General features: G+C 54.0%; 8 protein-coding genes. 6 read left to right on the top strand and 2 right to left on the bottom strand.

The genetic code is table 11. From position 1 onward, the window contains the following. Window positions 1-10 precede the first annotated feature (10 nt). Window positions 11-2,458 carry a glycogen phosphorylase gene (glgP, locus tag NNO04_RS06790; protein ID WP_271444022.1) on the top strand — a complete coding sequence of 816 codons (2,448 nt, stop codon included), beginning with the start codon at window positions 11-13 and terminating at the stop codon, window positions 2,456-2,458. Between the two features lie 138 nt (window positions 2,459-2,596). On the opposite strand, the gene glpD is transcribed toward glgP, so the two are convergent. Then, the gene (gene glpD / locus NNO04_RS06785; RefSeq protein WP_271444021.1) at window positions 2,597-4,105 is read right to left on the bottom strand and encodes a glycerol-3-phosphate dehydrogenase; all 1,509 of its coding nucleotides are present in this window, start codon (window positions 4,103-4,105) and stop codon (window positions 2,597-2,599) included. 187 nt (window positions 4,106-4,292) lie between these two features. On the opposite strand from glpD, the gene glpE reads away from it, so the two are divergent. From glpE to NNO04_RS06770, 3 genes are all read left to right on the top strand, one after another. Continuing rightward, on the top strand, window positions 4,293-4,619 hold the full coding sequence (gene glpE, locus NNO04_RS06780) for a thiosulfate sulfurtransferase GlpE (RefSeq protein ID WP_271444020.1): 327 nt from the start codon (window positions 4,293-4,295) through the stop codon (window positions 4,617-4,619). Between the two features lie 44 nt (window positions 4,620-4,663). Next, the gene (gene glpG, locus NNO04_RS06775) at window positions 4,664-5,494 is read left to right on the top strand and encodes a rhomboid family intramembrane serine protease GlpG (protein ID WP_271444019.1); all 831 of its coding nucleotides are present in this window, start codon (window positions 4,664-4,666) and stop codon (window positions 5,492-5,494) included. 73 nt (window positions 5,495-5,567) lie between these two features. Beyond that, window positions 5,568-6,326 (top strand): DeoR/GlpR family transcriptional regulator, encoded by a 759-nt coding sequence (locus tag NNO04_RS06770; RefSeq protein ID WP_162383311.1) that lies wholly within the window; start codon window positions 5,568-5,570, stop codon window positions 6,324-6,326. A gap of 55 nt (window positions 6,327-6,381) precedes the next feature. On the opposite strand, the gene malT is transcribed toward NNO04_RS06770, so the two are convergent. Next, window positions 6,382-9,087 (bottom strand): HTH-type transcriptional regulator MalT, encoded by a 2,706-nt coding sequence (gene malT / locus NNO04_RS06765; RefSeq protein WP_271444018.1) that lies wholly within the window; start codon window positions 9,085-9,087, stop codon window positions 6,382-6,384. Window positions 9,088-9,720: 633 nt separating this feature from the next. Here malT and malP point away from each other — a divergent pair. Both malP and malQ read left to right on the top strand, forming a co-directional pair. Next, window positions 9,721-12,114: a maltodextrin phosphorylase gene (gene malP / locus NNO04_RS06760; RefSeq protein WP_271444017.1), complete on the top strand. Its 2,394-nt coding sequence runs from the start codon at window positions 9,721-9,723 to the stop codon at window positions 12,112-12,114. Between the two features lie 9 nt (window positions 12,115-12,123). Continuing rightward, window positions 12,124-14,211, top strand: coding sequence for a 4-alpha-glucanotransferase (malQ, locus tag NNO04_RS06755; protein WP_271444016.1), 2,088 nt, complete (start codon window positions 12,124-12,126; stop codon window positions 14,209-14,211). Window positions 14,212-14,259 lie beyond the last annotated feature (48 nt).

The raw sequence follows: 14,259 nt of genomic DNA, 5'->3' as shown, positions 1-14,259 counted from the left end.
AATCACTTATATGAATGCTCCATTTTCTTATGCATCGCCCACACTCAGCGTAGAGGCTCTTAAGCATTCTATTGCCTATAAGCTGATGTTTACGATTGGCAAAGATCCGGTCATTGCCAATAAACATGAGTGGCTGAACGCTACATTGTTCGCGGTGCGCGATCGTCTCGTGGAGCGCTGGCTGCGTTCTAACCGTGCTCAACTGTCACAGGAAACCCGTCAGGTGTATTACCTGTCGATGGAGTTCCTGATTGGCCGCACCCTTTCCAATGCGCTGTTATCGTTAGGTATTTATGATGACGTTAAAAATGCTCTGGAAGGCATGGGGCTGGACCTTGAAGAACTGATTGATGAAGAGAACGACCCGGGCCTCGGTAACGGCGGTCTCGGGCGTCTGGCCGCGTGTTTCCTTGACTCGCTGGCAACGCTGGGTCTGCCAGGGCGTGGATACGGTATTCGCTACGACTACGGCATGTTCCGACAGAACATTGTCGATGGGCGACAGAAAGAGTCTCCGGACTACTGGCTGGAATACGGTAATCCCTGGGAGTTCAAACGTCATAACAAGCGTTATAAAGTGCGTTTTGGCGGGCGTATCCAGCAGGAAGGCAAGAAGACGCGCTGGATTGAGACCGAAGAGATTCTGGCCGTTGCCTATGACCAGATCATTCCGGGTTACGACACCGATGCCACCAACACGCTGCGCTTGTGGAATGCGCAGGCCAGTAGCGAAATCAACCTCGGTAAATTTAACCAGGGTGACTACTTTGCGGCGGTGGAAGACAAAAACCATTCCGAGAACGTTTCCCGCGTCCTCTATCCGGACGATTCGACCTACTCGGGGCGTGAGCTGCGTTTGCGCCAGGAGTACTTCCTGGTCTCTTCGACGATACAGGACATCCTGAGTCGCCACTACCAGTTGCACAAAACCTACGACAATCTGGCGGATAAAATTGCTATCCACCTCAACGACACCCACCCGGTGCTGTCGATTCCTGAAATGATGCGTCTGCTGATCGACGATCACAAATTCAGTTGGGATGACGCGTTTGAAGTGTGCTGCCAGGTCTTCTCTTACACCAACCACACGTTGATGAGTGAGGCGCTGGAAACCTGGCCGGTGGATATGCTGGGTAAAATTCTCCCGCGTCACTTGCAGATAATCTTTGAGATTAACGACTACTTCCTGAAAACGTTGCAGGAGCAGTATCCCAACGATACCGCTCTGTTAGGACGCGCGTCGATCATTGATGAGTCTCATGGTCGTCGCGTGCGTATGGCGTGGCTGGCGGTGGTGGTGAGTCACAAAGTGAATGGTGTCTCCGAGCTGCACTCCAACCTGATGGTACAGTCGCTGTTTGCCGATTTTGCGAAGATCTTCCCGACGCGATTCTGCAACGTCACCAACGGTGTGACGCCACGTCGCTGGCTGGCGCTGGCAAACCCGGCTCTCTCCGATGTACTCGATGAGAACATTGGTCGTACCTGGCGCACGGATCTCAGCCAGTTGAACGAACTTGAGCAACACTGCGATTTCCCGCTGGTGAACCATGCGGTGCGTCAGGCGAAGCTGGAGAATAAAAAACGTCTGGCAGCGTTGATAGCTCAGAATCTGAATGTGGTTGTGAATCCGAAAGCGCTGTTTGATGTGCAGATCAAACGTATTCACGAGTACAAACGTCAATTGATGAATGTGCTGCATGTGATCACCCGTTACAACCGTATTAAGGCAGAGCCGGATGCAGAGTGGGTGCCGCGTGTGAATATTTTCGCGGGGAAAGCGGCATCCGCTTACTACATGGCGAAGCACATCATTCACCTGATCAACGATGTCGCGAAAGTGATCAACAACGATCCGCAGATTGGCGACAAGCTGAAGGTGGTGTTTATCCCTAACTACAGCGTCAGCCTGGCGCAGGTGATCGTTCCTGCCGCCGACTTGTCTGAGCAGATTTCACTGGCGGGGACGGAAGCTTCCGGCACCAGTAACATGAAATTTGCTCTCAACGGCGCGCTGACGATCGGGACGCTGGACGGCGCCAACGTTGAGATGCTGGAGCATGTGGGTGCGGAAAATATCTTCATCTTTGGTAATACGGCGGAAGAGGTGGAAGCGCTGCGTAGCAAGGGCTACAAACCTCGCGAGTATTACGAGAAGGACGAAGAGCTGCATCAGGTGCTGACGCAAATTGGCAGCGGTGTGTTCAGTCCGGAAGAACCTACGCGATACCGTGACCTGGTGGACTCGCTGATCAACTTTGGCGACCACTATCAGGTGCTGGCGGATTACCGCAGTTATGTTGACTGTCAGGATAAGGTCGACAAACTGTACCTGCGTCCGGAAGAGTGGACCGCGAAGACCATGCTCAACATCGCCAATATGGGGTATTTCTCCTCTGACAGGACGATCAAAGAGTATGCCGACACCATCTGGCATATTGATTCGGTGCGGTTGTAATACACGATGCCGGGGGCGCTTCGCTTGCCCGGCCTACGGTTATGCACGCTTGTAGGCCGGATAAGGCGTTAGCCGCCATCCGGCAAAAGGCCCGGTGGCGATGACGCTTACCGGGCCTACAGTTTTATAGCGTGTGTCTTAAGAAGCTAACGACAGCTGGCGTTTATCCATATACTCCGCCAGCCAGTGGGTGATACGGGACTGCTGTTCGGCGTTGAGCCACATCCCTTCTTTGGTACGACGCCACAGTGCATCTTCCGCACGACGTACCCACTCATGCTCGACCAGGTACTTCAGTTCCGCTTCGTAGAATTCGTGACCGAAATCTTCGCCTAAGTCAGCAACAGACGTTGCTTCACCCAAGATCCACTCCGTATTACTGCCGTAGGTGCGTGAGTAGTGGCGCGCCAGCGATTCCGTAAGGAAAGGGTAGCGACGGCGCAGTTTTGCTGCGTAATCTTCACGATCATTGCCAATTTCACCGCCCGGCAGGATGCACTCTTTGGTCCAGGCCGGGCCAATACCCTGATAGTAAGATGCCAGTTTTTCCACCGCGTGTTCAGCCAGCTTGCGATAGGTGGTCAGCTTGCCGCCAAACACAGACAGCAGCGGGGCTTTGCCGTTTTCGTCGTGAATATCCAGCGTGTAGTCGCGGGTGATGGCCTGCGGCGAATCGGATTCGTCATCACACAGCGGACGTACGCCAGAGTAAGTCCAGACGATATCGTCGCGTCCCAGTTGTTTCTTAAAGTGCGCGTTGTAAACCTTCAGCAGGTAATTGATTTCACTTTCGTCAATTTTCACCGCTTTCGGGTCGCCGTTATATTCAACGTCGGTGGTGCCGATAATCGAGAACTCATCCATCCACGGGATCACAAACACAATACGTTTGTCTTCATTTTGCAGGATGTAAGCCTGCTTCTGAGTGTGGACGCGTGGCACCACGATGTGGCTGCCCTTGATCAGGCGGATACCGTACGGTGAAGGCAGATGCATGCCGTCGTCGAAGAACTGCTTCACCCACGGGCCCGTCGCGTTGACCAGACCCCGCGCCTGCCAGGTGTATTTTTTACCGGTATCGATGTCTTCCGCTTCCACAATCCACAGACCGTTTTCGCGGCGGGCGGAGGTCGCGCGGGTACGGGTTAACACTTCTCCCCCTTTGCGAACCACCATTTGGGCGTTTGCCAGAACCAGTCGCGCATCGTCTACCCAGCAGTCAGAATATTCGAAACCGCGCACGATCTCAGGTTTCAGCACAGAATCTGCGCCAAAACGCAAACCGGTTGAACCGGGTAAACTGGTGCGTTTGCCCAGGTGATCGTACATAAAAAGACCAACGCGGATCATCCACGCCGGACGCAGGTGCGGGCGGTGCGGTAGACGAAAACGCATTGGGAAGGCGATATGCGGCGCCATTTTCAACAGCACTTCACGCTCGGCCAGCGCTTCGCTGACCAGGCGGAATTCGTAGTGTTCCAGGTAGCGTAAGCCACCGTGAATGAGTTTAGAACTGGCAGAGGAGGTGGCGCAGGCTAAATCCTGCGCTTCCAGCATCAGCACGGATAAACCGCGTCCAGCGGCGTCTGCCGCGATACCGGCACCATTAATGCCCCCGCCTATCACAATCAGATCTTTGGTTTCCATGCTGTCCTCTGCGCTTTCGTTATAGCTCAAAAATGTTCGTTATCGAAAATAATAGCAAATAAACGCGCCATTGGTAACATCGAAAAAACATTTTAGAGTGATACATATAACATTATGGTGTTTACCTGCCGTCTGAACGTACACTGAGCGGTAATATGGCTTATCGGCAATGAAAGAAAGAGAATCTATGGAACAGTTTGAATGTATTAACGTTGAAGAAGCCCACCAGAAACTGCATCACGGAAAGGCGGTACTGGTCGATATCCGTGATCCGCAAAGCTATGCAATGGGACATGCACCGCAAGCGTTTCATCTGACCAATGACTCGCTGGGCACGTTTATGCGTGAGCATGACTTCGATAGCGTAGTGATGGTGATGTGCTACCACGGAAATAGCAGCAAAGGGGCGGCGCAGTATCTGCTCCAGCAAGGCTATGACGCGGTCTACAGTATTGATGGCGGTTTTGATGCCTGGCACCGCCATTTTCCCTCAGAGGTGGCATACGGCTCGTAAGCCTTTATACTGTCCTCTTTTGTGTGGACGAAGCGACAGCAACGATGTTGATGATTACCTCTTTTGCTAACCCCCGCGTGGCGCAGGCATTTGTTGATTATATGGCGACGCAGGGCGTTATCCTGACGATTCAACAACATAACCAAAGCGACGTTTGGCTGGCGGATGAATCTCAGGCCGCACGCGTACAGGCGGAGCTGGCGCGATTTCTCGAAAATCCGGGCGATCCGCGTTATCTGGCGGCGAGCTGGCAGTCCGGTCATACCGACAGCGGGCTCCACTACCGCCGTTTTCCTTTTATTGCCACGCTGCGTGAACGGGCAGGTCCCGTCACCTGGCTGGTCATGGCGGCATGTATACTGGTGTTTCTCGCGATGAACATCATGGGCGATCAGACGGTGATGCTTTGGCTGGCCTGGCCGTTTGACCCATCGCTGAAATTTGAGTTCTGGCGCTATTTCACACATGCATTCATGCACTTCTCGCTGATGCACATACTCTTTAACCTGCTGTGGTGGTGGTACCTCGGCGGGGCGGTCGAAAAGCGTTTAGGCAGCGGCAAACTGGTTGTTATTACGGTGATCAGCGCACTGCTGAGCGGTTATGTGCAGCAGAAATTTAGCGGTCCGTGGTTTGGCGGGCTTTCGGGCGTTGTTTACGCGCTGATGGGGTATGTCTGGCTGCGCGGGGAACGCGATCCGCAAAGTGGTATATACCTGCAGCGTGGTTTGATTATTTTTGCGTTGATTTGGATAGTGGCCGGGTGGTTTGACGTGTTTGGGATGTCGATGGCGAATGGCGCGCACATCGCCGGGCTGGCGGTAGGTTTGGCAATGGCATTGGCTGATACTGTTAATGTGCGAAAACGAACGTAGAAATTCGCCCACAGGCTATCTTATTTATCCGTTTGTGCCTGCTGGACGAATTTCATAATTCCAGGGAATCAGAATGAAACAAACACAACGACATGACGCAATCATTGAACTGGTAAAAAAACAGGGATACGTCAGCACCGAAGAGTTGGTGGAGCACTTCTCTGTCAGCCCGCAGACGATTCGCCGCGATCTCAACGATCTGGCCGATCAAAACCTGATTCTGCGCCACCACGGTGGTGCGGCGCTGCCTTCCAGTTCCGTGAACACGCCGTGGCACGATCGAAAAGCAACGCAGACGGCGGAAAAAGAGCGCATCGCGCGTAAAGTCGCCACGCAAATACCGAATGGCTCCACGCTGTTTATCGACATCGGCACAACGCCGGAAGCAGTCGCGCATGCGCTGCTGGATCACAGCAATCTGCGTATTGTGACCAACAACCTCAACGTGGCGAACACGCTGATGGTGAAAGAGGACTTTCGCATTATTCTGGCCGGCGGTGAGCTTCGCAGCCGTGATGGCGGGATCATTGGCGAAGCAACACTCGATTTTATCTCACAGTTCCGCCTCGACTTTGGCATTCTGGGGATCAGCGGTATTGATAGCGATGGCTCATTGCTGGAGTTTGATTATCACGAAGTACGCACCAAACGCGCGATCATTGAGAATTCACGCCACGTCATGCTGGTGGTGGATCACTCGAAGTTTGGTCGTAATGCGATGGTGAATATGGGCAGCATTAGTCTGGTCGATGCGGTCTATACCGATACCATGCCGCCCGCTGGCGTGATGCAGGTGATTGCCGAGCACCATATTCAGTTGGAACTGTGCTAAAAAGTTGGGCCTACAAACGCGTAGGCCCAATAAGCATCAACACCACGATCCTGAACTACACGCCATAACCCATCATCTTCAACAATTGTTGTGCGTGCTGCACCGCATCCTGTCGGTGTGCGACGCCAAGTTTCTGGTACAGATTGCGAATGTGCGTTTTGATGGTGGTGGCGGCAACCGCCAGCTCGCCTGCGATTTGTTCATTGCTGTATCCGGAATAGATAAGCCCCAGAACCTGCCATTCACGCTGTGTCAGCGGGCTGGTGCGGATCAGCTCCGGCACATCCGGGTGCGTGAGCAGACGCTCAACAAAACCCTCGTCAAAATGGGCGAATTTATGTCGGTGATGCTGGTTAATCTCTCGCAGGATACGCTGTGCACGGTGTTGATCGAGTTCCGGCAGCGTGTTGAGCTGAAGCAGTTGGCGTAGTTGTTGCGCCATCGCTTCCCCTTCAATCACAAAGTGGCTGATAAAACCGGTACGATTCGCCAGTTGCAGCGCCTCAAGCAGCACGCGCTGGGCGTCATTTTTACGTCCGGCCTGCCAGTACAGTTGATTGAGTAGCAGCAGGTTGCGGTTCAGGTCGCTCATCAGACGCAGACTACGTGCATTTTCGTTCAGCTCTTCCAGCACAATTTCTGCGGGTTCGAACTCACCTAACAGGATCTGCACCCTGGCGATGTTACGCCACTGGCTTTGCAGGAAGTGGTTGTTGGCAACCTCCGGTTTTGGCGTGTGTCGCAGCCAGTGAGCGGCCGATTTTTTATCGCCCGTCATCTGCCAGTAAATCACCCGGACTTTATCCGCATTGGAGATCCAGTCACTGTGATACTGGCCGTTGCCCAGCAGGTTTTCCAGCCGGTTCAACTGGCTACGGGCATTATCCAGATCGCCACGCGCCAGCGAGCATTGCACGAGGAGCGCCAGGCACTGCAACTGCTGCTGTGGCTGGAAGCCGGAGAGCACATCAATGCCGCTACGGGCTGAGGCTTCAGCCTCATCCAGACGCGCCCACGCCCACAGGAGTTGTGCGCGAATACGCACCAGGAATTCGTGCATTGGCAACTGTTCCAGGTGCTGATCTTTGATCAACTGGAACGCTTTCTCTTGCGTTTCCCAGGCCGCTTGCAGGAAGCCCTGGGCAAACAGAATTTCACTTTGTTGGATAAGGCTCCACAGCGCGTAGTGCCAGACATCATGGTGACGCGCCATTTGCTCCGTTTGCTGCATTAACGACAGCGAACGGGCAAGGTCGCCTTTACAGTGCAGAACTTCACCGTGTACAGAAGTGGCGACAATCCGGCTATAGAACCAGGCAATCGGCAGTTCGTCCAGCGCCAGTTTTGCCAGCCGCTCTGCTTCATCCGGGTTGCCGTCGTTGATCGCCACCTGCGCGCGCAACGCGTTAAACTCCGCGTGCAGTGTCCCGTCCATGACGCCGTTGATCTCTTGCTCGGCGCGCGCCAGCAGCGTGTTGACCTCGCTGTAACGGTGCTGGCTTTGCATCAGCCAGGCTTGCAGCAACACCAGCCGGGGATTTTCCAGCAGGCTTTCCCACGGCAGCGCTTTCAGTGACTCTTCCAGCAACGCCAGTTCACTGTGGTTGAACAGTCCCCACGCATGGTTAAGCAGGATGTCGCGCAGCATATGCGCGTCGCCTGCTGCCAGCGCATGGTGAATGGCTTCGCTGGGGAACCCCTGCGCCATCCAGCTTTCGGCGGCGGCGTGGTGAATCTCCGGCAGTTCGGTCGCCAGTTCCCACTGGCAACGCTGACGTAAAAAGTTGCCGAACAGCGGGTGATAGCTAAACCATTCGCCGGTGTCATCCATCCGTTGCAGGAACAGGCCCTGGCGCTCAATCTCTTCCAGGCGCATTTGGCCGTTTTCTTCACCCGTAACACGGGCGATGAGCGCGTCGTTCATCGAGCGTAACACGGCGCTTTTTAACAGGAAGTGACGGGTGGCGACATCGACGCTGTCCAGCACTTCATCCACAAGATAATCAGACAAGTGGCTGGCGTTGATCCCTGCCAGGCGACGTGCCGACTGGTGAGCAGGACTATTGTTCTGGCGGGCGGAAAGGGCAATAAGCTGTAGCGCTGTTGCCCAGCCTGCGACGTCATCACACATCCGACTGCTTTCAGCGGCTTCAATCGGGGAGGATAAACGACGGTCAAAAAACTGTTTGGCTTCCTGGTGGTTGAAGGCTAATTGCTGACTGCCTATTTCCAGGAGCTGATCGCGCACGCGCAGATTCGCGATGCCCAACTGCGGTAAGTTGCGCGACAGTACCACCAGCGTGAGGTTTTCAGGCTGATGGCGCAGGAAAAAACGCATCGACTCATGGATCACCGGGTTAGAGATGAGATGGTAATCGTCGATGACCAGATACAGCGGGCGATGCCACTCTGCCAGTTCAATGAACAGCTGGGCAAAAAGTGACGTCAGGCTGGCGTATTGGCGTTTTTGCACCATCACTTCACTGGTCGAGCAATGCCCGCCAGTAGCTTGCTGGATAGCGGCAATCAGATAGCTGGCAAATCGCTCTTGCTGATTGTCACCTTCATCCAGTGAGAACCAACCTAGCTCATTTTTTCCGGCCGCCCATTGTGAAATGAGCGTGGTTTTCCCGTAACCAGCAGGACTTGTGATTAGGGCTAACCTGAAATTGTTCGCGCCGGAAAGTTTAGCCAACAGGCGCTCACGAACCACTGTATGGTCGAGTCGAACCGGACGACTTAATTTAGACGGAATCAACATAGTTAATCACTTCACTGTGAGGAAATGGGGGAAAAACGATTTTTTTTGCGCTTCGTAATTAATAGATATAAGGTCGGACAGAAACCGGTTTAATGCAAGTTAAGCGGACTTTTTGTGCTCCTGATTTTGCACTATGTCACAAATATTAATATATCTGGTTGGAAGCTCTCATTTGTCGTCTGAATGTGCGTGGGGACTGGATTGTTGCCTGGTTCTGCTGGTGTCAGAGAATGCTGCACCCTCCGTAAGGCGACAGAAATTTTAATGAAAATCGGCATTTTTCCTGCGCGGGGAACCGATATTTATAGAGAAATGATGGGTCAGAACTAATATTTTAGGTTAGAAACTATTTCTGTATTTACATGTTCTTTCTAAATGATATTCCACAATTTTTTATCGCCGCTGTTTATTCTCATCAATAATGCGTAAAACACAGTATGGCTTGCAGAGATCTGTACGGTCATTCTGCATCTTGAAGAGTCATCGTACGACTGTTAAGTGGTGGCGATCACAATTTTATGCTCATCCCCACTACTCCTCCCCGCCTAATCCCCGGTGGGAGGAGGAAGGTCAACAACGAGCCAGGCAAACTAGCAATAACGTTGTTTTATTACCTGAGGATCCGGAATTCCTATGTCACAGCCTACCTTTAATAAAGAGCAATTTCAGGCTGCCCTGACGCGTCAGTGGCAGCGTTTCGGTTTACTGTCGGCTGCAGAGATGACGTCTCGTCAATGGTGGCAGGCTGTTAGCGGCGCACTGGCTGAGTTACTCAGCGCGCAACCCGCGGCAAAACCGGCGAAAAATCAGCGCCACGTTAACTACATCTCAATGGAGTTTCTGATTGGCCGTCTGACAGGTAACAACCTGCTTAACCTGGGCTGGTATCAGGAGGTGAGCGATGCGTTGAAAGCGCACGACATCAACCTGAGCGACCTGCTGGAAGAAGAAGTTGACCCGGCGCTGGGTAACGGCGGTCTGGGGCGTCTGGCGGCGTGCTTCCTTGACTCGATGGCTACCGTGGGCCAGTCCGCGACAGGCTATGGCCTGAATTACCAGTACGGCCTGTTCCGTCAGTCTTTTGCTGATGGGCAGCAAATGGAAGCGCCCGATGACTGGCATCGCGGCAGCTACCCCTGGTTCCGCCATAACGAAGCACTGGATGTTCAGGTCGGTATTGGCGGTAAGGTGAGCAAAGACGGTCACTGGGAACCTGACTTTGTGATCACCGGTCAGGCGTGGGATTTGCCCGTGCTTGGCTATCGCAATGGGATGGCGCAACCGCTACGTCTGTGGCAGGCGACCCATGCACATCCGTTTAATCTGACCAAATTTAACGATGGCGATTTCCTGCGGGCGGAACAGCAGGGCATCGACGCAGAAAAACTGACGAAAGTGCTGTATCCGAATGACAACCACACCGCAGGCAAAAAGCTGCGTTTGATGCAGCAGTACTTCCAGTGCGCGTGCTCCGTGGCTGATATTTTGCGCCGCCATCACCTGGCCGGTCGCAAGTTGCATGAGCTGGCCGATTTCGAAGTGATTCAACTGAACGACACTCACCCGACTATCGCTATTCCGGAGCTGCTGCGCGTACTGCTCGACGAGCACCAGATGAGCTGGGACGATGCGTGGGCGATCACCAGCAAAACCTTCGCTTACACCAACCACACTCTGATGCCGGAAGCGCTGGAGTGCTGGGATGAGAAACTGGTGAAAGCGCTGCTGCCGCGCCATATGCAGATCATCAAAGAGATTAATGACCGCTTTAAGACGCTGGTGGATAAAACCTGGCCGGGCGACAAAGCGGTGTGGGCGAAGCTGGCAGTGGTTCACGACAAACAGGTGCGCATGGCGAACATGTGTGTGGTGAGCGGCTTTGCGGTAAACGGTGTGGCAGCGCTGCACTCGGATCTGGTGGTGAAAGATCTGTTCCCGGAATATCACCAGTTGTGGCCGAACAAATTCCATAACGTGACTAACGGCATTACGCCGCGTCGCTGGATCAAACAGTGCAACCCTCAACTTGCCGCGCTGCTCGACAAGTCGCTGAAGAAAGAGTGGGCGAACGATCTCGATCAACTGATCAACCTGGAGAAATTTGCCGACGACGCGAAATTCCGCCAGACATATCGCGAGATTAAACAGGCGAACAAAGTCCGTCTGGCCGAGTTTGTGAAAGTGCGTACCGGGATTGAAATTAACCCGCAGGCGATTTTTGACATCCAGATTAAGCGTCTGCACGAATACAAACGCCAGCATCTGAACCTGCTGCATATTTTGGCGCTCTACAAAGAGATCCGCGAGAACCCGACAGCAGATCGTGTGCCGCGCGTGTTCCTGTTTGGCGCGAAAGCGGCGCCGGGTTACTACCTGGCGAAGAACATTATTTTTGCGATCAACAAGGTGGCGGAAGCTATCAATAACGATCCGAACGTGGGTGACAAACTGAAAGTGGTCTTCCTGCCGGATTACTGTGTCTCGGCGGCGGAAATGCTGATCCCGGCGGCGGATATCTCTGAGCAGATCTCGACGGCCGGTAAGGAAGCGTCTGGCACCGGTAATATGAAGCTGGCGCTGAACGGTGCGCTGACCGTCGGTACGCTGGACGGGGCGAACGTCGAAATCGCCGAGAAGGTGGGCGATGAAAACATCTTTATCTTTGGTCATACCGTAGAAGAGGTGAAAGCGCTGAAAGCCAAAGGTTACGACCCGGTGAAATGGCGTAAAAAAGACAAAGTGCTGGATGCGGTGCTCAAAGAGCTGGAAAGCGGGAAGTACAGCGGCGGCGATAAACACGCGTTTGATCAGATGCTGCACAGCATGGGCAAACAGGGCGGTGATCCGTATCTGGTGATGGCAGACTTTACCGCCTACGTTGAGGCGCAAAAGCAGGTCGATGTGCTGTATCGCGACCAGGAAGCCTGGACCCGTGCGGCGATTCTGAACACGGCGCGTTGCGGCATGTTTAGCTCGGATCGTTCCATCCGTGATTATCAGAGCCGTATCTGGCAGGCGAAACGCTAAGGAAACGCGATGGAAAGCAAACGTCTGGATAATGCCGCGTTAGCGGCGGGGATCAGCCCCAATTATATCAATGCCCACGGTAAACCGCAGTCGATTGGCGCCGAAACCAAACGGCGTTTGCTTGACGCCATGCATCGCACCACCGCCGCCACGAAGGTGGCGGTGACTCCCGTGCCCAATGTGATGGTCTATACCGCAGGCAAAAAGATGCCGCTGGCGGTAGAAGGAAGTGGGGAGTTTAGCTGGATACTGACCACCGAAGAGGGGGCGCAGCACAAAGGGCACGCCACGGGTGGCAAAGCATTTCATCTTCCGGCGAAGCTGCCGGAGGGGTATCACACGCTGACATTAACTCAGGGCGAACAGCGTTCGCACTGCCGGATTATTGTGGCGCCGAAGCGCTGCTATGAACCTCAGGCGCTGCTGACAGGCCAAAAACTGTGGGGGGCATGTGTACAGCTCTACACCCTGCGATCCGGTACGAACTGGGGGATTGGCGATTTCGGCGATCTGAAAGCCATGCTGGTGGATATCGCGAAGCGTGGCGGTTCATTCATTGGCCTGAATCCCATTCATGCGCTCTATCCGGCGAATCCCGAAAGCGCCAGTCCGTACAGCCCTTCTTCGCGCCGCTGGCTGAATGTCATCTACATTGACGTGAATGCGGTGGAAGACTTCCGCCAGAGCGAAGAGGCGCAGGCCTGGTGGCAAATGCCGGAAACGCAACAGAAGCTGCAACGTGCGCGGGATGCCGAATGGGTGGATTACACCGCCGTGACGGCGCTGAAAATGACGGCGTTGCGTATGGCGTGGAAACGTTTCGCGGTTCGCGATGACGAGCAGATGACTGAGTTTCGTCACTTTGTCGAACAGGAAGGCGAAAGCCTGTACTGGCAGGCGGCGTTTGACGCGCTGCATGCTTATCAGGTGAAAGAGGACGCATTGCGCTGGGGCTGGCCGGTGTGGCCGAAGGCGTATCAGTCGGTGGATTCTCCACAGGTAAAACAGTTCTGCAAACAGCATCAGGATGAGGTGGATTTCTATCTCTGGTTGCAGTGGCTGGCGTATAACCAGTTCGCCGCCTGTTGGCAAACCAGTCAGGGATTTGACATGCCGATTGGCCTGTATCGTGATCTGGCTGTGGGCGTCGCAGAAGGCGGTGCGGAAACCTGGTGTGACCGTGAATTGTATTGCCTGAAAGCCTCTGTCGGCGCGCCGCCGGATATCCTCGGCCCGCTCGGTCAGAACTGGGGGTTGCCGCCAATGGATCCCCACATTATCACGGCGCGCGCCTATGAACCGTTTATCGAGCTGTTGCGCGCCAATATGCAAAACTGTGGGGCGCTACGTATCGACCATGTGATGTCGATGCTGCGTTTGTGGTGGATACCCTACGGTGAAACGGCGGATCACGGCGCCTACGTCCATTATCCGGTGGACGATCTGCTCTCCATTCTGGCGCTGGAAAGTCAACGTCATCACTGTATGGTGATTGGCGAAGATCTTGGCACCGTACCGGTGGAAATCGTCAGCAAACTGCGTAATAGTGGCGTCTATTCTTACAAGGTTCTCTATTTTGAAAATGACCATGAGAAGACCTTCCGTGCGCCGAAAGCGTACCCGGAACAATCAATGGCTGTCGCGACGACGCATGACCTTCCTACGCTGCGTGGTTATTGGGACAGCGGTGATCTGACGCTGGGCAAGACGCTGGGACTTTATCCGGATGAGGGGGTTCTGCGTGAGTTGTATCAGGACCGTGAGCAGTCGAAGCAAGGGCTGCTGGATGCCTTGCATAAGTATGGCTGCCTGCCAAAACGCGCAGGGCATAAGGCATCGCTGATGTCGATGACGTCGACGCTCAATCGTGGTCTGCAGCGTTATATTGCCGACAGTAACAGCGCGCTGCTGGGATTACAGCCGGAAGACTGGCTGGATATGGCGGAGCCGGTCAACATTCCGGGAACCAGCGAACAGTACAAGAACTGGCGTCGTAAACTGACTATCCCTCTTGAAAAGATGTTTGCCGATGATGAGGTGAACAAGCTGATTAAGGATTTGGATAAGCGGCGAAAAGCGGCGAGTAAGCGGAAATAAAAACGAAAAAGCCGGGGAAATCCCCGGCTTTTTCTTGTCCGTAACCTG

This window comes from Citrobacter sp. Awk 4, assembly GCF_028069725.1.
Lineage (GTDB): Bacteria > Pseudomonadota > Gammaproteobacteria > Enterobacterales > Enterobacteriaceae > Citrobacter_D.
This window is presented reverse-complemented; position numbering and strand designations above follow the sequence as displayed.